Source organism: Anoxynatronum sibiricum, assembly GCF_039414295.1.
Classification (GTDB): Bacteria; Bacillota; Clostridia; order Peptostreptococcales; family Tindalliaceae; genus Anoxynatronum; species Anoxynatronum sibiricum.
This window is the reverse complement of sequence record NZ_JBCITM010000014.1, coordinates 21,916-41,077: the sequence shown is the minus strand read 5'-3', so window position 1 is coordinate 41,077 and position 19,162 is coordinate 21,916. Positions and strand designations below refer to the sequence as shown.

Genomic DNA, 19,162 nt, shown 5'->3' with positions numbered 1-19,162 from the left:
TGCCCGATGCTTTATCCCTTCACCTGAATACTGGTGCGGCTGCTGCCATCGGACTGCTTCTGAACCGACAGCACAGCCGGCAACCGTTCTTTCAGCTCTTCCACATGGGAGATGATGCCGATGACCCTGCCGGCCTGCTGGATTTCCATGAGCAGGTCCACTGCCCGGGGAAGGGATTCGTGGGTATCCAGGGAACCGAAGCCTTCGTCGATGAACATGGTTTCCATGAGGGTGCCGCCGCTCTCCTGCTGGATGATGTCGTAAAGTCCCAGGGCCAGGCAGAGGGAAGCGTTGAATTTCTCACCTCCTGACAGGGTGTGGACACTGCGGGTGCTGCCGCTGTGCATGTCGAAAACTTCGATGCCCAGGCCGCTGCGCTTCCCGTGTTTTTCCCGTTCTTCCCGGTGTACCAGTTCAATGCGGCCGTCGGTAAGGAGTCGCAGCCGCCGGTTGGCGGCCTGGAGAATCTGGCGGAAATAGGTTTGCTGCACATAGGTTTCCAGGCTGATGCGCTCCTGGTTGTCGCTGCCGTTGGCGATGCGGTGAAGGGTGGTGAGACGGTTACGGAGGGCTTCCAGGGTTTCCAGCAGCATTCCCTCCTTTTCCATTTGAAGGCGGCAGGCTCGGCCCTGGCGAAGCTGTTCTTCCCGGTTGGCTTCTTGCTGCCGCCGGGTTTCCAGGTTATTCGCCAGGGTGTCGGCAGCGTCTTTCAGTGCCATGATATCTGCTTTTTTCTCATCTTTCAGCGCCTCCCGCTGCTCCAGGAGCTGCTGGATGAGCAGGTTTTTTTCTTCCCGGTAGGCTTTCAGCTCTGCCTCACCAGCTGTCATGGCTTCCCGGCTCATCTGCGCCTGGGTAAAGGCAATTTCATGGGCAAAGCCTTCCTGCTGCAGCGCCTGAAGCCATACCTGCTGCTGATTCTTCACCTGTTCCTGGGCAGTTTTAAGATTTTCCCGGGCATTTTGAGTTTTGGTTTCTGCCCGGGCGAAGGCGTCCCGGCTGCGAGTCATGGCCTTTTCCACTTTTTCCCAGGCCTGCTGGGCTTCTTGTTGATTTTTTTCAGCTTCTCTGATGGCTGTTTCCAGGGCGGTGATTTGTTGCAGCTCTTGGGGAATCTGTTTTTGACGGGCTTCCAGGCTTCCCTGAAGCATATCCAGCTGTCCCTTCAATTTTTGGAGCATCTCTGCCTTGCCCTCATGCTCCTGTTCCAGTTCTCCCAGCAGTTGCTCACTCTTCTTCTCTTGTTGTTTCAGCTTTGTTAGTGCATCTCTTTTTTCTTTGACAGCCTTCAAGCTGCGGGTGACGGTTGTCAACTGTTGGGCCGCCTTTTCAAGGGAAACTGTCAGATGCTCCCGGGGAATTTCATTTTTCGTCAGCCATTGTTCCACCTTCTCCAGCTGCTCTTTGGTCGCCTTGACCCTTGCGACTGCCTGTTGGTAGGCTCCAAAGGCGACTTCCGCCTGTTTCCCGGCCTTTTGGAGAGCTTCCCGGGAGACCGGCGGCGTGGCGGCCGTCGCCGGTTGGGGGTGGTGTTGGCTGCCGCACACAGGGCAGGGTTCTCCGGATTTCAAATGGGCGGCCAGTTGAAGGGCCTGGCCCTCCACCCACTGTTGTTCCAGGGTTTCAAAGTCGCTTTTGCCGGCTTCCCATTTTTTTTGGGCTGTGTGGGCATCTGCCGTCTGCTCTTTCAGAAGCTCTGTCAGTTCCACCCCGCTGTTCAGCTGGTTTTTCAGCTCTGTTAACCGGGCCTGCTCCTCAGGCAGTGTTTCACTGCCCTCCAGGGCGGCTTCCAGGGTTTCCTGTTCCTGCTTTTGCTGTTGCCGCAGCTTTTTTCCGTTTTTTATTCGAACTGTCAGCGTTTCCAGCGCCTCTTTTTCCTGTTTATTTTGAAGGGCGAGCTTTTGAGCCCTGTCAGCTTCTTCTGCCAGGGTTTTCACCGCGGGGAGATGCCCCCGAAGCACGGTGACTTTCTCTGTCAGGCTGAGCCGCAGGGGTTCCTTGCCTTTTTCTTCCTGATATACCTTACTGGTGGCATTCTTCTCTTGATCCGCCAGTTTCAGCTGTGCTTCGGCTTCTTTCAGCAGCTGTTCCTTTACGGTTGTTTCTTTTCCACGTTCCTCCAGCAACCGGTATTCGCCTTCAATGCGCTGGGCTTTCCGGGCCTGATCCAGGGATTCTTCCTGCTTTTGCCTGGCCTCCCCCTGTTTTTCCAACTCCTGGAACCGGTGTTCCCGAGCTGCCAGGACCTCCAGCTGCTGGTTGATGCTTTGGGCTTTCAGCAGGTTTTCAGCGGCTTGTTGCGATGCCTTTGCCAGCACCTTCAGATCCTCTTTGCCCTGGCTCACTGCCTGTTGCAGCTGTTCCAGCTCTTTATCCAGCGCCACCATCACCTGACGGGTATTCCACTGTTCCTGGGAGAAGACCGCTGCCAGCCCACCTGCGGTCTTCTCCAAAGGTGCTGCCGAAGCCTGATCCGGTTCATCACCAGGTGGGTGAAGGGTTTCATGGAGACCCGCTGCGGCCTCCTCTTTGCGTTGAAACAGGCCCCGGGCCTGTTCTTCCAGCAGCTTCAGCTTTTCCGCCTGCTTCTCGTACTGCCGGGAGGCTTCCCGGGCCTGGTGTTCCAGTTTTTTGGTGAAACGTTCATAAAGACCGGTGTCAAAGATCTGCCGGAGAATCACGCCTTTTTCTGTGGAGTCTGACAACAGCAGTTTTTCGAATTCTCCCTGGGGCAGCATGACAATCTGGGTGAACTGCCGCTGGTCAAGGCCCAGGAGCTGTTGAATGGTGTCGTTCATTTCCCGTACCCGGTTCCGCTCCAGCATCAGTTCCCAGCGACCTGCATCGCTGCCAGGAGTTGTGTCAGATTCAGCCACCCACCGTTCCAGCAGGTGTTCTTCCCCTGTGGCGGTTTTGTTGCCCGGTTTCACCAGCCCCATGCGCCGCTGGGCCCGGTACCGGTGTTGGCCCATGGCAAAGGTGAGGTTCACTTCGGTGTGGGTGGCGGGGTCGGCCAGCAGACAGCGCAGTCCCTGGGAATCTTTTCGGCTGGTACCGCTGGCCTGCCCGTAGAGGGCAAAGCAGATAGCGTCGAAAATGGCTGTCTTGCCGGCTCCCGTATTCCCGGAAATGACAAAAAGGCGGGCGGTATTCAGTTTTTCAAAGTCAATGACTTCCTGTGACCGGTAGGGGCCAAAGGCTGTCATGGTGAGCCTTAACAGTTTCATGCCTCTCCCCCCTGTTCTTCCTGCATGGCTTCTTCCAGCAGGTCCGTCACCAGCTTCCTGTCATCCGTTGACAAGGCCTGGCCGGTGAAGGTTTCGAAAAAGCTTTCCACGATTTCCGCCGGCCGGTGGCGCTCCAGGGTATGGGGAGCTGCTTCTATGTCCAGCTTCCGGTGGAGGGCTTCCCAGCGAAGGCCCAGCGCATTGGGATAAACGGAGCGGATCCGTTCCATGGCCTCGGGTGCCGGGTGTTCATCAGTGAGGCCGACCCACACGTAATCCTGACACGGGGGGTGGTTTTCCACCTCTTGCAGCCGTCCGGTGACGGTGCGCACATCACGACGGGCTTTCACCAGCCAGGGAGTCACTGTGACTTCACCCTTTTCGTCCAGTTCCACCACATCAAAAGCCTTGGCGTGATGAGCCTCCCGAATGGAATATTTCAGGGGGGAGCCGGCATAGCGGATCTGCTTTTCCATGACCTGCCGGCCCTGGTGCAGGTGGCCCAAGGCAGTGTAATGGAAGGATTGAAAAAGTTCTGCAGGCACAAATTCAACGCCGCCCACAGAAAGCTGTTTTTCAGCGTCGCTGGTGTTGGCTTCCGGTTCACCGCCAGGGGTGACAAAGGCGTGGGTCACCAGCACGCAACGGGCATTCGGGTTGCGGTGTGTCTCAATGTCTTCCAGCAGCAGTCGGTAGGCATCCCCATAGCCGGTGATTTCTGTCTCTGGATAGTGCTGACGGATGGTGCCCAGATCAGCATAGGGGAGAAGGAAAAAATCCACGGGGCCGTGGGCATCGGTGAAAGTGACGGGTTGAAAGGCATCTGTCAATTCTCCGGCGATGTGGTATCCGGCGGCCTTCATCAACCGGTTACCGAAACGCAGGCGGCTGGGGCTGTCGTGGTTTCCCGCCACTGCCAGCACGGGGGTTTTCAGGGTGACCACCAGCTGGTGGAGGGTGTCGTCCAGCAGTTTCACCGCTTCTGCCGGGGGGATGGAGCGGTCGTAAAGATCACCGGCGATGATGACGGCTGCTGGCTTTTCAGATTCAACGGCTGCCACCAGCTGGTGGAGCATGTGCTGCTGATCTTCCAGCAGGGGCTGGCCTTGAAGAACTTTGCCCAAATGCCAGTCGGATGTGTGAATGAACTTCATGTACATGCCTCCTGTGTTGGATTAAGTGTTGATGATTAATTTTTCAGGGTCAGGTATCCAGTAAAATCGTTGCTCATTTTATCCCCTACATTACTGGCATATTTCGTTGTTTCTACAGCTCATGCACCACTTCTGATATCACCCTGACATCGGAACAAGCCAGTGCTGCATACTGTTCCAGATCTTTAAGATGTTCTTCCACCAACGCCTTCGAAATTCCCGGCGGGGCGTAAACGGTATATACCACCCGCTCTGTTTCAGGTGTGATACGGGTGCGCTGATCAGGGCCATAAATGATGCTGGATAGAATGCCCCTCTCATCAGTGATCATCATATCCCCTGCTGCCGTTTCAATTGTTTTTCCGCTCATTGACTCATAGGTACGCCCAGGTTGAGCAACCTCCGCCTTCAGCGTCCCCTCTACTTCATCCAAATCATGTCCGGCCGTGAGCATTTGATTTTTCAATTCTGCCATGAACATGATTTCCACTGCCGGAGATACTGTTGGAATGGATTTGCCCTTGAAGACAATGGATTCCAGCTGTAACAGCACATGATAGGTTTTTCGGAAAGACTGATAGTATTCACTGTAGCTACCGATGGGTTCCATGGATTTTAAAGATGACCGATCGTGATGATGAAACCGGGACCGCAGCGTTTCTTCCACGGCTTTCTTCTCCTGTTCCAGCCGGGTGGAAACCTCCCGGCTCTTCATCCCCGACAGGGCCAATATGCCAATAGATCCTCCCGGATATGCTTTTTTCAGTTCTTGTGTCACTTCCAGCATCATCGTCTCTCCCTTCCCCACAGTTCGTCTCTCCACATCATTCAGAGAAAACATTCATACAGCCTTTTGCCAGCTGCTCTCAATGAGATTTAACCTGAATAGATGTTCATTTTCAGTTGCATCTCAAGGTTCGTTCACTTGCTGATGATCAGTCAAGATCCTGCAAATAGGCTTCCAGGAAGGCCACGATTGCCTCCGGTTCCGGGGGACAGCCGTCCACATGCCGTTCCAGTCCGGCAGCACAGGTGCCGATGCCCAGCCCTGGCCCCAGAACGCCCTGAAAGTCCTGACCCACTGCCAGGGTTTCTTTCAGCTGTATCAGCTTTCCCTGATGTTCCAGCTGCCGAAGGGCGTGAATCAAAGTGGCGTAGCAGGCTGAACAGGCAGCCCTTTCATCAATGTAGCGTTTGAATGCGGCAGCATCGCCCCGAATAGCCTTCCGGTCAATTTTGCCGGTGGCTTTTCCTTCCTGAAGAATTTCTGCCTGGGTCAGATCCGCCGAACCAACGCCCTTGGCGGCAGCCAGGGCCAGATGTTCAATTTCTTCCAGCTGATAGCCCATAAACCGGGCAACCCAGGCATCCACCAACACCGGGTCTTTTGCCAGTATTAACCGGTTCAGTGGGACGGGGGAGCCGCCGCCTTCATAGGTGAGGTCGCCGTTAAGGGCGTCCACCAGAATCAGGTTTTGTTTCAGCAACGTATTGACTGCTGCAATGGGTTCGTGAAGGCCAATGGTATGGTACCGGCTTTTTTCCGAGTCAGGAATGCAGCCCTTCATATTCTTCAGGGCGCAGGTCATTCGGGTCTGGCAATGGCCCTTCATCACCGGCAAATTGATGAGGTAGTCCACTTCCAGCGGTGCCCTGCACACCTCCAGCTCCAGGGAGCCTGCCTGCAGGGTGACCGTGGGGGCGGTTTTCAGGTCCAGCAGTTTCACCCCGGTTTCCTTGGCCAGGGCTTCGTAGCCGCAGACCTTGAAGGCTTTTCGGGTACTGTCGCCCACCCAGGCGCTTTCCATGATAGTGATGTCTGTCACCCCCCAGGTTTGGAGCGTTTCCACCAGGGCCCTGACGATGGACACATGGGTCGTAGCACCCTCTGAGGCGGGCTTAGCCATCACCAGGTTAGGCTTTAGCCCCACCTTCATGCCCGGTCGGATTTCATTACGAACACCAGACCGTTCCAGCAGCCGCCGGGTCATGGCTGCCGGATGATCGCCGTGCTGGATCAACAGTTGATGTGCCTTCAAGTGCAACGCCTCCCTTTTTGTTGCCCAGTGCCTGTCAGCCTGCTTTCGAATGCTGATTTATAATTCTTGGCTGTTGTGCCAAGGCTCTTCTTTTCATTGTAGCACTTTTTTCGCCACCTGTTATAACGGTTTGACTTTCTTTTATCGACTCTCTTTTTTTCAGACCCCCCTATTGGGAGTGCTTGCATCAGTGTTCTCTTTCGGATTTTCTTCCCTTTCCTTCTTTTGCAAACGTCAAACCCCCTGCCAAGAGACTGGCAGGGGGTTTGGTGAGTTATATGTGTTGCTAATTGTTACCAAATACTTAGGGAAGAAAAGTCACGCTTTGATAACTGAAACTGGGGATCAGGGCACCACCCAGATCACGCATTTGATTGCGTCCATCACCATGAATGGTGTCATACTTGATTTGAACGTTTCCTGGTGTTGCGTCCAACAATGTTGCCAGTTTTGCACCGTATCCATCATTGGCATCTCTTGTCAGATTGATTTGAACGATGCTTCTGTTTGAACTATTTGTATTCACCAGTTGACCCCGTAATCGATACTCGTCTCCACCAATCTTCAGCGTGAAGTTATCGGCAAAAGTGGCTCTGTCTATTTGCATAGCTGAATCAAAGTTGATCTTGATTACCTTATTACTGTTCGTGTACTCGACCGAAGTGGGGCTTGTAGATAAAGACCTTAAATTCTGAGTAACATCGTTCACTAAAGCTGCTCCATATCCATCATATGCATAGTCACGGAGTCCAGGTTTGTTCATCTCAACCCTCATGCGAGAGCTGGAATCTACTGCCACAGGTTCTGCAAATGTCAGCCTGTAATCAATCCAGTCCTCATTATAAGAGTAGCTCATGGTCGCAGGCTTTTTGTCTCCTTGAGTGGTCTCGAACGTAAAGTCATTTTTTGTTAACCATGCTACTGGATCTGAATAATTAAAGCTCATGCCGCCTTCCATTTTTACCATGACACTTTTACCATCATTGCCAACAATCACATCTTGAATGGTGGTAGCGGCAGATGTAATGGGCTGATTGGAGAAGGTCAATGCAGGGTTTTGATTCAATGATGTGTCTTTGATGGCGCTTCCCGTATAGGAAAGGGTGGCATTGGATCCCAAACTGCTAACAGACAGCACCACTACCGAACCCACATGATGCTGATCGCCATAATTGGTAAAACCGTCAATCCCTGTTACAGTGCCTGATGAAAGGTTAAAGTGTGCAGTACTCAACCCATTCGTGGTAATATCTTCATTAAAGTAAAGGTGCAGTTTTGAACCTGCCTCATTCCGTTTAATACCCATCAACTCTGGACCTTGTTGATCGATGGCTTCCATGGTCTGCTGATCAAAAAGAATGGTTACCAACCCGCCACGGTTGCTGTTGTCCATATTGGTGAGCACAAACTCCACCCTTGCTTCACGACGGGTACGGGTGATGCTCACTCCCGTGTCAAAGGAAAGCAGTTGATTGGCCTCCAACTCAGCATAGGGCCAGCTGTTCACATGTATCTGGGCACCGGCTGCACCGCCATAGCCCCCCAGTACACCTTCCACAGAGGAAGGTATGTGGCCATTGATGACATTCACCAGCATATAGGCTTTAACAGGCGTGGTGGTTTTTGCCTCCACATGAATCGTCCCGTTACTGATGAACGCCCTGGGGTACCCTGGCGCAAAGCGGTTGTCGCTGCCTGTTTGTCCCACATTTTCCATTCCCTGGGAAAGCACCACTACATGCCATTCCCGCGACAGGGCTCCATTGACAGTGGCGGTAAGAGTGACGGGTTTGTCATCCTGAGAGTGTCTGGTGATGCCGCCGGTTTGGGGATTCACCACACCTGGATCACTGGACTGCCAGCTGATGGTCACTCCGCTGAAGGCGGGCAGTGTTGTCATCAGATTCAGTGACTGGGTCACATAGGTGCTGGCATTGCTTCCCAGATAGGCAGCTTCAATGGCGGTAAACACCGCTTCGGTATCCACCATAGACGCTACAGGCCCGTAGGCGGCAGTGGCAGCGGCACCGTACAGCTGTGTCCCATCACCAGTGGCCCTGACTTTAAAGAATTTACCTGCATCTGCCTCGACCAGTGTGTACTGGCTGGTGGTGGCACCTGATATCGCCTGATAGTTGCCTGTAACGGTGGACGCCCGGTACCACTGGTAATCAAAACCATTGGTGACGGTGTTTCCATTGGACTTCACACTGCCCGCTGTCAGGGTTTCGCCCACTGTCAGCTGGCCAGTGATGGCTTCAACACTTTCCACCACCTGCCCGCCTGCTGGCACCCACTGAATGGTGGTGCTGGCAGTGGTATAGCGTGGGTCTGTCACCTCCAGGTTGTGTTCAGCACGGTTCATATCCAGGTATACGAGAAAACTCTCTGATACTTGGCTGCCCTTTAACAGACTGCCAAAGGGAAAGGCTTGTCCATTGGTACTTTTAGAAGTTTCGCTGGTGGGCTGTAAGGCTTGTCCTCCTGCCTGTACACTCACTACCACCGGGAAAGGCTGACCAGAGGCTTTTGCACCCTGATCATATACAAAAGTGGTAACGGTGGCATTGGGCTGCACATCCAGACTGATGTTCTTTAGCTGATAGGCGTCTCTGTTGCTCCAAATTGCCGCAGCATTGGATTCACTCTCAAAAGCATCCCCTTTATTCGCATTGCCAAAACTGCTGAAGTTCAGGGAGATGGCTGGTTTTGCCGTAACTGTTACCACTATACTGGCAGTTTTCCCACCACTGACAGTTCTAACAGTGATGGTGGCCGTGCCGGGTGACACCCCGGTTACCTGTCCGCTGGCATTAATGGTGGCCACTGCAGGACTGCTGGAAGTCCATGTGACCTGCTTGTTAGTGGCATTACTTGGGAGCACTTCGGCTGTCAAGCTTTGTGATGCTCCCATGATCAAGGAGATATTCCCCTGGGGAATGGCAACACTGTTCACCGCCACTGTAGTGGAGCCTCCTGAGGAACCACCGGAGGAATCACCTGAGGAATCTCTGGAACCAGTATTGTCACGGGTCGTTGACTGTCGGGGAGCTGCATCTGGCGTTTTCAGGTCAAACTGATTCCCCCCTGAAGTGACGGTTCTTGTCACCGTCACCTTGCCCTTGATGGTCAGATCTCCTGTGGAGGCCAGTGCCCCCACTGTTCCATTGATGGTCAAGTCAAGATTGGCTGCCTGATTGTTTAACCGGCTTACATTGCCTTCAATAACAATGGCTTGACCGGCAGCAATATCTGCTGCTATCTCAACAGTTTCAAAACCACCGCCAGTGAGAGCCCGTTCCACCAGTATGGCACCACTTTCCAACACCGTCACCGCAATGTTGGTGTTGCCGGTGGCAAGAATGCGAATGGCACCGTTCACCTTGTTCACTACCAGTGCCCCTGCCACGTCGACGTTGTTAAAGAGAATGGAGTTCTCGCCGCCGCCGTAAACATGGACATCACCCTGAATCTCCACGTTTTCCAGGGAGACATCTCCTTCTCCCACGCCTTCATCAATGGTAAGGTCCCCTGTGATCACATAGTTTTGAAGGGTAACACCATCAGCCGTGATGAGCACATTCCCTTGAAGGGTTTCTGTTCCTTCTTCAGGTCCAAAGACACCTGGCTGATCAAAAACCCGGGCAGTTGTATCGTCCTTTTGGGTGTGAGGCATAAAATAGGCTGTGCGACTGGCTTCATCCCATGAAAAGGGCACGCCCAACACTTCTGCCACCCTCGAAACCGGAATCATGGTGCGGCCTGGCGGAACAATCACCGGAACAGCGTCCATCACCATGGCCTGTTGGCCGTTTTTCATCAGTTGATGACTGCCGATGGTCATGACAATGGTATCATCGCCATGATTCACCGTTACCTGCTGTGAAGCTTCATTCCATGAAACATGCGCTCCAAGAGCTGCTGCCACATAGCGTACCGGTACCATGGTGCGGCCATCCTGAATATAAGGCGCCACATCTGCCGGCTGCCATTGACCATCGATGGCGTACCCTTGCTGGTCAATGATGAAAGCAACTGTCCCCTGGGGTTTCATCGCCTCTCCCGTCGCCGCTGCTGCAGGAACTGTCAGTGACAGAAGCATGATGATTGCCAATATCAATGCCACCTGTCTTTTTCCCATGTTGCTGCCAAGCTGTCTTTTCATTTTATGCCTCCTAACCATGAAGTGTGTTGACACGTGCATTTTGCCGCTGCCTCAGCTGTCAATTATCTCTTGTTGACATTTTTTTGTTTTTTGTCATGTTTCGTCAGCAAAATGCATCATTCTAATTATACACCACTGTTAATCATTATGCTATACCATTGTTATCGAGACGCTATTTATTTCACAAAACGAACGCTATTTAGGTCTCAAGGATCATTTCTTTGTTTATAACGCGAGTCCTATACACTCTTCAATTTCGTTGATGGTGCCCGTCTTCCTGACTGTCTTCAACAAGGTGTTGATGCATGGCACTGCCTTCTTTTCAAATCAGTGGGTTGATCAACCATCGCTTGATAAATGATGTCCCTGCAAATCACTGTTTCTTATTCAAAAAAACCGGGAGCTTACTTCTCTCCCGGTTCAGACACTCTCAGGCCGCCTGATGAGTATGGTTCATTAACTGCCTTAGCCTACAGGTGAATTTTTGTTGATTTGGTTGATTAATTCCTAGATAGATAGATGAGAGCGTTGCCGGTAGAAGCATTCACTGTTCAGCGCATCTGTTTCGTGATTGTTTTACTGTTCCATCGCCCACTTGCCGGCCTCTTCGCCTCCCAGTCTCCCGGAGGTGAAGGCATAGCCGATGCCAACACCGTTGCCCACATAGGTGTCATTGTAAAGCACACCAGCCGCTTCCATCCCCACGGCATAAAGACCGCCAATGGGTACCCGGGCTTCATTCAGCACCTGGAAGTTGCGATTAATGGTGAGCCCGCCAATGGATCCCAGGTTGTTGATTTCGGCAATGATGGCGTAGTAAGGGCCTTCACTGCCCATGGGCAGCAAGTATTCGGCTGCTTTACCAAAGGCGCTGTCAGTTCCTGATTCTGCAGCTTCTTCATAGTGACGGAAGGTTTCGGTGAAGACGGCCACATCCATCCCGGCGTTTTCTGCCAGTGCTTCAATGGTTTCACCCTTGAAGCCATTGCCCTGTTCCACCATGGTGTCAAAGACCTCAAAGACATTTTCCCAGGGATTCTCCAGCGTGAACTGGTCTGCAAAGGAAGCATAGAATTCCGGCGGCATTCCCGGTAGCCGGGGGGCCTGAATCCCGTTCATCCCCGTACTTTCCAGGGCATCAAGCTGAGCCGCCGACACAATCACATAGTGGAAGGGGCCGTGGAAGGCACTGGTGTTGGCAGCTGCCACGGCTTTCAGAGTGGCGGCTTCATCTCGGAAACGGGCACCAGAGGTTCCCACATTCATCAGTGTGGGCAGGTAGGAGAGCATCAGGGGATAGCTGGCTTCAAAGGGCTCATACACTGTTTTCAGGTCTGCCGTTCCTCGGGCAAGAGTCTGGTGGAGCATCTGTCCACCGAAGTTATCAGGCACCCGCGCGCCCGCTTCCCAGGCCATTTGCAGGCCTTCTCCCACGTTCTGCCCCAACCCGCCGTTGACACCTTCGAAACCGAAGTGTTCTTTCACCATTTCCCGGTTGGCTGCATAGCCGCCGGTGGCCAGCACCACGCTTTTTGCAGCGATCTCAAGGGTTGTTCCGTCTGCCTGTTCGGCCACCACGCCGATGATATCACCCTCACTGTTGGTGATAAGGGATTTGGCGGTGGTTTCTGTGATCACCTGCCCGCCCTGCTGCTCCACCGAAGCTGCCAGCATACTGCGCAGTGTTTCCTCACGGCTGTCATAAGGCGGCAGCATGTGCATCTGTTCATTGAAGAAGTTCAGGAACATGGTTTCATAGCCCCGCTCCTTCAACCATTCATAGGTTTCTCCTGACTGGGTGACGTACCGGCGGATCACCGCTGCGTCCACTCGCCAGTGGCTGTCTTCGATCCAGTGTGTGATGGCAGCTTCCAGATCAACCTCCAGCTCATTTTCCAGAGCAATGGTGGAGTTGAAGAGTTTGCCGGCCCAGGAGAGGTTGCTGGCCCCTCCGATGACCCCGGTTTTCTCCACAAGAATCACCGATGCGCCTTCTTCAGCGGCTGCAATTGCTGCCGATACGCCAGAGGCACCACCGCCGACCACCACCACGTCAGCTGTCAGGTTTTCCACCACACCGTCACCGGGCCTCACCACTGCGGCAGCTTTCAGGGCTGACACATCGCCATCAGCCTGTAAAACCGCTGCTTCAACTGCTGCCAGCATGGCCTGACTGGAGATGGTGGCACCGCTCACCACGTCAGCGGCCAGGGTCTGGCCTTCTAAAATCTGGTCTTTCACCCGCTCAAGGGCGGCATCGCCCAAGCCGGCGGTTTCTGCCTGGCTGACGATGGCAATTTCGGTAATGGCGGTTTCACTAAAGGTGACTTCCACCACCACCGGGCCGCTGTGACCATCGGCTTCAGAGGTATAGGTTCCCGGAGTGTAGCCCTGTGATGCCGGTGCATCACTTGGGGCTGGTGCTTCTTCTGAAGGGGGTGTGGGTGCTGGCTGGGCACAGCCCGCCACCAGTGATACCACCAGCATCAGACACAGTGCCAGCAGCCATGTTCTTTTCAGCTTTGATGACTTCTCAGCGTTGATTAACGGTTTCATTTCATTTCCTCCTGTTCTCCAAGGTTTTCCAGTGAGTTGGATGGAAGCAACAAGACACTTTACCCCTCGTTACTCTACCCCCACTGTAAACCCTGGTGCAGCACCGGAGTCAATGATTTTGTTAAAAAATAATCGAAGTTACCTGGTTTAAGAGACTGGAATATTGACCTCCAAGTAGGCCCATCGTTTGCCCTGGTGCCGGTGTGTCAGTACAATTTTCCCAAAGATATCTCCAACAGGATGCAGGCCTTGCCCGCTGATGTTTTCCAGCATGAAGGCAATGGATTTGCGGGTGATATCTTCATCGCCTGTTCCTCGAATCACTGCCGTCAGGCAGGTGGCCGGTGGAATGAACTCGATGTGCTCATCAATGGTGATCTGCCGTCGCGCCGCCTCATCCGCTTCCATGGCCAGTCCCCAGCTGTAGGGAAATGTGGCTGCCTCTGATGCCACGGCCTCTTGTTCAATGCGAAAGGAAAAAAAGGCAAAGGGCAGGCTGTTCATCCATTCACTGACCCGTTGCAACAGGGCTTCGTTCTTCAAAAGAGTGTTCATATCTGTTTGCCGCAGTCTGTAAAAACCTGGCATCTGACGAAAAGAGCATTGGTTCAGGCGCATGTTTAGAGCGTCGATTTCTTCGTTTATTTCTTTAAGCCGCTGTAACTGCCTTTCTTTTTCCCGAATTTCTGTTTCCAGTGTTTGTGCAGCCTGCTGCAGGCTGCCGGTAATCTGCTGCAAGGGCACATCTCCTGTGAGGCGGGCAGCTTCAGGCAATGAAAGGGACAGACTGCGGAGCCATCGGCTGCTTAGCAGATTGCGGGCATCCAGGTCATCGAAGTAGCGATATTGGTTCAGGTCATTTTTCATGGGGCTGATGATGCCGTGCTTTTCGTAAAGCCGCAGGATGTCCACCGTGACTCCCAAAAGAGCGGCAAATTCACCAATGGTATATTTCACGGGGTAATCACCTTCATCTGATAACTCCTTTCCTCTCCTTCACCCGCAAATGGTTGTTGACCGCCACGCTGACCATCATCAGCGCAATGGCCATGACAACCGCTGCCATGCCGATAAAAATGCCAAACTGGTCTGACAACGCTCCTGTGATAATGGGCATCATCACTGAACCGATGCCGCTGATGATGAGTAAAATCCCCATGGCCATGGGGTACTCCTTTAAAGTGCCTCCCACACTGGCCACCGTGGTGGGATAAATGCCTGCCATGGAGAAACCCAGGCCCATGATGGCGATGGTAATCACCGTCACTTGCCGGGTTGACAACAGGAGCAGGTAGAAAAGGGCAAAACCCATGCCCATGGCAGTGAGCAACTTCTCCTTGGGGATGCGTGATCCGATATAGGTGCAGGTAAGTCTGCCCGCCAGAATCACTGTCCACAAAAGTGCATTGAGCACCTGGGCATAAGCGGTTGTCATGATTCCCGCATCAATGAAATATTTCACCAGCCAGCCGGTGATGGCCGCCTCGGCACAGAGGTAGAAAAAAAGAATGCCCACTCCCACCTGAAAATTCCTGTTTTTCATAAACTCATATGAAGTGACTTTTCTCTTCTTTCTGGCGGTATCATCCAGATTCATTCGGGAGAAGAGCCCCATGGCCAGGATCACAAGAAAGACCACAAAGCCTGTGGCGATACGCCAGCCGCCGGCGCCGCCAAGATGCATGGAAAGAATGACGATGAAGGGTGCTGTCAGGGCGCCGATGGCAAAAATGCTGTGAAGCAGGCTGAGTGCTGCCGGATTGCTGTCTGATACTTCATTCACCACTGTGTTATTGAAATTGGCAATGCTTCCCCGGCTGATTCCAATAAATAGGAACCCCAGCAACAGCCATACCGGGTTGCCTGTTGTCATCATGATGATGAAGCCCACTGCCACAAAACTGCATAAAAAGAGAATGGCTTTTTTCCGGCCCAGATATACCGGCAGAATGCCTGCAATGAACCCGGCAGCCAGATTGCCCACCTGGTGAGCCGACAGCAGACTGCCGCTGATGGTATTGCTCAGACCGTATTCACTGCTGATAAGGGGCAGCAGTGACCCCAGCATCACTGCATAGATGCCGTTGACGGCAAAAACAAAAAAACAGCACTTAAGAATATACTGTTCGTCGCTGGTGAGGTGGGTGTAGAAAGAAGGTTTGCTCATTGGTTTATGCTGCTCCTGTCTTGTGTGTTCTGCAAGTTCTGCATGTGCTGTATGTTCTGTATGTTCTGTATGCGCTGTATGCTCCGTGTGGGATGTGTGGCAGGTACGATACGCCAGTTTGGCCAACAGATGATGGTTTGTGATGGTTTGCGGATGACGGTACTTCTGGCGGCTATGCCATTACCTGATGCATTGTTCAGTGATGCATTACTCTCTGATAAACCGAATGGTCAGGGGATAGCGGTAGTCTTCATTGTTGGAGGCTTTCATGGTGGCAATAATGGAACAAATGAGGTCCAGCAGCCCAAAAATAATGAATCCTAATATGCCAATAAGGATGAGGGATAAAATACCGGAAACAAAAAAGGCAATCATGAGGGTGATCTGAAAGTTAAGGGCTTCGGCGGCATGGCGCTTGGCAAAAGGCTTGCTTTGATCCACCAGTAAGTAAATGATCAGCGGTACCAAAAATCCGGTGACCAGTCCCAGTAAATGGACGATCATGGCCAGGCCTCTTCCCGGCTGCTCACCCCTGTATTCTTGATGATGCTGATAATCCTGCCGATAAACGGGCTGGTTTTGCTGTGGATGCTGATGGTGTTGGTTTTCCTGATTCTCCTGTTGTTGATATCGTTCTTCATAGTTGACCATTGGTTGTCTTCCTTTCTGATTTCAAGGTTCTCGTCATATTGTCTCATGTTTCGCCTGCTTTGTCACTGGCGCACTTCTCTCCCGGCATATCAGGCACGTTCCTTCATGGCTTCTGTCGTTGGTTCCGGCGAAACTGCCGTTTCAGTTGTTTCCGGCAGCATAATGGTGGTGCGGGTACCGATATCCACCCGGCTGATCACTTCCACATGACCGTGATGACGCTGGATAATCCATTTGGCAATGGCCAGCCCCAACCCTGAGCCGCCGGTTTTTCGCGCCCGGGATTCATCAGACCGGTAAAACCTGTCAAAAATATGGGGCAGGTCTTCCGGTTCAATGCCAATGCCGTTATCCTGTACGGTGATGTGCACCTGGCTGTCCATCTGATTCACCCGCAGTGAAATCACTTCACCGGCGGGGGTGTATTTCATGCTGTTTTCCAGTAAAATGCGGATGGCCTGCTTCATCAGCTGCCGGTCTGCCGTCAGCAATACCGATGTCTGAAGCCGGGTTTCAAAGGTGTGATGAGAGTCGATGAGCTGGGCTTCTCTGACGATTTCTTCCACCAATTCAACCGCTTCCACCGGTTCCAGATGCAGCTGCATGGATTCAGTGTCTCCCCGGGCGAGGAAAAGCAGCTGCTCCACCAGGGCTTTCATACTTTCAGTTTCTCCCTTAATGGCATCAATGGATTCCTGAAGGGTTTTTTCATCCTTCTTGCCCCACCGGTCCAGCAGGTTCACGTAACCCTGAATCACCGATATGGGGGTGCGCAGTTCGTGGGAAGCGTCTGAAACAAATCTGACCTGGGACTGATAGGCCGCATTGATGCGGTTCAACATCTGGTTGATGGCCTGGGCCAGCTCTTTCAATTCTTTCTGGGATTCATCCACCGCCAGGCGACGGTCCAGTTGGCTGGCATCAATGCTGCTGATCTCTCCGGTTAAGTCTTTCAGGCCGGTTCCGTCAGGCCCCAGTGCCGCCACCTGTTCATTAAGGCTTTTGGTGGTGGCCGCCATGTCTGCAATGGGCTTCAGTGTCTTGCGAATGGCCCCGACCCCTTCCACCAGACTGCCCAGGAAAACAAACATCTCCAGCGCCAGAAGCAGGATCCCTGCCAGCAACAGGCGGTTCAGATCAGGCCCGATCTGATAGATGATTTCATGGGGTTGGTGTTGGATTGTCAGGTTCAGGTGGTAAGTGGTCCTGTCAATTCGCTGGGCCAGGGAAATATCGTGCTGGCGGGGTGGCAGTTTCAAATCACGTCGGGCTTCCAGTGATTCCACCGGGAGCATTTCTTGCAAAGCCCGCGGAAGAAGACGTCCGGATGGCTCCACCACACCATTTTTCACCGTTTCTGAACGCACCTGAAACCCCTTTTCTTCGAAGAGGGGCTGGTAAATCATGTAGGTGGCATTTTCCAGGCTGTCGATGACCAGCTGTGTTTCTCTTTCGATGCGAAAGAGAGTGGTGCCGGTGACCCCGATGACCAGCACCAGGTTCACGGTGAAAAAAGCAGAAAACAGCATGACCGCCAGATGAACATTCAGCTTCAATGCCAGTGAGGATTTTATTTTGTCGGTCAGGGAGGCTCCTCTTCCACCCTTTTGGGGGCCTTTCTGTTTACTCATCACGAATCACGTATCCCACTCCCCGCACCGTCAGAATGATTTTCTGATGATAGGGCTCTTCTATTTTTGCCCGCAGGTACCGCACGTACACGTCAACGGCATTGGTGCCGCCTGAAAAATCATATCCCCATATTTTATCCAGCAATACTTCCCGCTTCATCACAATGTTTTTGTTTTCCAGCAGGCACTGCAGCAGATCAAACTCTCGTTTAGTCAAGTCCAGGGGGGTTGTCGCCATCCAAGCTTCCCGACGTTCCGGGTCCAGTGTCAGGGCGCCTGCCTGCAGGGGGGCATTGGTTTCGACGATGGGTGGGGCTTTCTTTCGCAGGGCCGCACGTATGCGAGCCAAGAGTTCTTCAATGGCAAAGGGCTTGGTAATGTAATCATCGGCACCACCATCCAGGCCTGTGACTTTATCCACCACGCCATCCCGGGCGGTGAGTAGAATTACCGGCAGTTGGGAAAACTGGCGAATGCGCCGCAACACCTCGATACCATTAAGACCAGGCAGCATGACATCCAGCAACACGAGATCGAAGGGGCGGGCTTTGATCAACTCCAGCCCGTCCCTTCCATTAAACGCCTTCTCCACCCGATAGCCTTCATATTCCAGCTCCAGCTGGACGAAGCGGGCTATTTTCTCCTCATCTTCAATAATGAGAATTTCTGTCGGTTTCTCCAGTTGTTTCATGTTGATTCTCACCTTTATCTGTTTGATGTGAATCTGTTTGGTTTGATTGCTGCTTGCTGCCGGTAACATCTTTTTTGAAATTTTCGGCAGCACTGGCCACCGAATCCATGGCTTTGTTCACGGAAGGTTTCCCAAGGTCAGGGCCTTCAAACCGGTAGCTGTAACCGAAAAAGAGTCCGATGATCAGCAGTGGTATAATGATCCAGAATGCAAAGACCAGCAACAGCACCATAGCTGTCAGGGGGATTACCATGATTTTTTCATTATCTTTTAAGACTCTGAAACCATTGCTGTTTCCTTTATGAATCACTTTTCCGCACCAGCGGAAGAAATTCCCAATGGCTTCCCCAAAGGTGGTGCCGCCATTTTTTGCTTCATCCTGCCTGAATGATGCATTTTTGCCATGCTCTCCCGTCTGTTGACGTTGTTGATGTTGTTGATGCTGTTGATGCTGTTGGTGATGGTTGCCTGCCTGACCGGTATGATAATATCCACCTCCGTCAGGGGTGCCAATTTGCTGTCTTTTTTCCAGCAGTATCACCGCTTCCAGCAAATCCCCATTGGCTTCCTCCAGTACCTTTTTAGCTTCCTCGTAGCTGACACCCGTTCGTTCCCTGAGTTTCTCAACCTGTTCCAGTGTGACCATAATATTCCCTCCCGTTCATTTGATTATGGTCATTGTAACGCTTCAACATGAAAACCCCATTCAGATAAGATTAAAATTGCATTAGAAAACAAAAAAGATTTCTCATCAAATAACTTCAAACACCCGCTCAGTTAACCACTCAGTAGATATTCAATAGTTGCTCAATAGTTATTCAATACATGCGCAATAGATGCTGCGAGGTGCCTTCTAAGGGTTTTTGCCACTAGACCGCTGC

The 19,162-nt window shown here is 52.5% G+C and carries 12 protein-coding genes; all 12 read right to left on the bottom strand.

Annotated features, from left to right (window positions below; all coding sequences use genetic code 11):
* Positions 1–11 precede the first annotated feature (11 nt).
* The 12 genes from AAIG11_RS12695 to AAIG11_RS12640 all read right to left on the bottom strand — a co-directional run bounded on the left by AAIG11_RS12695 (position 12) and on the right by AAIG11_RS12640 (position 18,927).
* Positions 12–3,227 (bottom strand): AAA family ATPase, encoded by a 3,216-nt coding sequence (locus AAIG11_RS12695; protein WP_343186614.1) that lies wholly within the window; start codon positions 3,225–3,227, stop codon positions 12–14.
* Positions 3,224–4,381, bottom strand: coding sequence for an exonuclease SbcCD subunit D (locus AAIG11_RS12690; protein WP_343186613.1), 1,158 nt, complete (start codon positions 4,379–4,381; stop codon positions 3,224–3,226). Before AAIG11_RS12690 ends, AAIG11_RS12695 begins: the two co-directional genes overlap by 4 nt.
* Positions 4,382–4,493: 112 nt before the next feature.
* A complete protein-coding gene (locus AAIG11_RS12685; RefSeq protein ID WP_343186612.1) occupies positions 4,494–5,222 on the bottom strand; it encodes a phenylalanine--tRNA ligase beta subunit-related protein in 729 nt (242 codons plus the stop codon).
* Positions 5,223–5,316: 94 nt separating this feature from the next.
* Complete coding sequence (locus AAIG11_RS12680; RefSeq protein ID WP_343186611.1) at positions 5,317–6,420, bottom strand: DUF362 domain-containing protein; 1,104 nt, start codon at positions 6,418–6,420, stop codon at positions 5,317–5,319.
* 304 nt (positions 6,421–6,724) lie between these two features.
* The gene (locus tag AAIG11_RS12675; protein WP_343186610.1) at positions 6,725–10,585 is read right to left on the bottom strand and encodes a stalk domain-containing protein; all 3,861 of its coding nucleotides are present in this window, start codon (positions 10,583–10,585) and stop codon (positions 6,725–6,727) included.
* 576 nt (positions 10,586–11,161) lie between these two features.
* Positions 11,162–13,141: an FAD-dependent oxidoreductase gene (locus AAIG11_RS12670; protein WP_343186609.1), complete on the bottom strand. Its 1,980-nt coding sequence runs from the start codon at positions 13,139–13,141 to the stop codon at positions 11,162–11,164.
* Between the two features lie 147 nt (positions 13,142–13,288).
* Positions 13,289–14,098, bottom strand: coding sequence for a MerR family transcriptional regulator (locus AAIG11_RS12665; RefSeq protein WP_343186608.1), 810 nt, complete (start codon positions 14,096–14,098; stop codon positions 13,289–13,291).
* A gap of 13 nt (positions 14,099–14,111) precedes the next feature.
* Positions 14,112–15,308, bottom strand: a complete 1,197-nt coding sequence (locus AAIG11_RS12660) for an MFS transporter (RefSeq protein WP_343186607.1) — start codon at positions 15,306–15,308, stop codon at positions 14,112–14,114.
* Positions 15,309–15,515: 207 nt separating this feature from the next.
* Positions 15,516–15,959 carry a DUF4870 domain-containing protein gene (locus AAIG11_RS12655; protein WP_343186606.1) on the bottom strand — a complete coding sequence of 148 codons (444 nt, stop codon included), beginning with the start codon at positions 15,957–15,959 and terminating at the stop codon, positions 15,516–15,518.
* A gap of 89 nt (positions 15,960–16,048) precedes the next feature.
* A complete protein-coding gene (locus AAIG11_RS12650) occupies positions 16,049–17,590 on the bottom strand; it encodes a sensor histidine kinase (protein ID WP_343186605.1) in 1,542 nt (513 codons plus the stop codon).
* Entirely contained in the window at positions 17,583–18,281 is a 699-nt protein-coding gene (locus tag AAIG11_RS12645) for a response regulator transcription factor (protein WP_343186604.1), read from the bottom strand. The genes AAIG11_RS12650 and AAIG11_RS12645 overlap by 8 nt, the downstream gene beginning before the upstream one ends.
* Complete coding sequence (locus AAIG11_RS12640) at positions 18,241–18,927, bottom strand: DUF4342 domain-containing protein (RefSeq protein ID WP_343186603.1); 687 nt, start codon at positions 18,925–18,927, stop codon at positions 18,241–18,243. The genes AAIG11_RS12645 and AAIG11_RS12640 overlap by 41 nt, the downstream gene beginning before the upstream one ends.
* Positions 18,928–19,162 lie beyond the last annotated feature (235 nt).

Excerpts from the sequence above, each read along its gene's own strand:
- AAIG11_RS12695 (WP_343186614.1), bottom strand. The coding sequence starts at position 3,227 with ATGAAACTGTTAAGGCTCACCATGACAGCCTTTGGCCCCTACCGGTCA.
- AAIG11_RS12690 (WP_343186613.1), bottom strand. The coding sequence starts at position 4,381 with ATGAAGTTCATTCACACATCCGACTGGCATTTGGGCAAAGTTCTTCAA.
- AAIG11_RS12685 (WP_343186612.1), bottom strand. The coding sequence starts at position 5,222 with ATGTTTTCTCTGAATGATGTGGAGAGACGAACTGTGGGGAAGGGAGAG.
- AAIG11_RS12675 (WP_343186610.1), bottom strand. The coding sequence starts at position 10,585 with ATGAAAAGACAGCTTGGCAGCAACATGGGAAAAAGACAGGTGGCATTG.
- AAIG11_RS12670 (WP_343186609.1), bottom strand. The coding sequence starts at position 13,141 with ATGAAACCGTTAATCAACGCTGAGAAGTCATCAAAGCTGAAAAGAACA.
- AAIG11_RS12660 (WP_343186607.1), bottom strand. The coding sequence starts at position 15,308 with ATGAGCAAACCTTCTTTCTACACCCACCTCACCAGCGACGAACAGTAT.
- AAIG11_RS12655 (WP_343186606.1), bottom strand. The coding sequence starts at position 15,959 with ATGGTCAACTATGAAGAACGATATCAACAACAGGAGAATCAGGAAAAC.
- AAIG11_RS12650 (WP_343186605.1), bottom strand. The coding sequence starts at position 17,590 with ATGAGTAAACAGAAAGGCCCCCAAAAGGGTGGAAGAGGAGCCTCCCTG.
- AAIG11_RS12645 (WP_343186604.1), bottom strand. The coding sequence starts at position 18,281 with ATGAAACAACTGGAGAAACCGACAGAAATTCTCATTATTGAAGATGAG.
- AAIG11_RS12640 (WP_343186603.1), bottom strand. The coding sequence starts at position 18,927 with ATGGTCACACTGGAACAGGTTGAGAAACTCAGGGAACGAACGGGTGTC.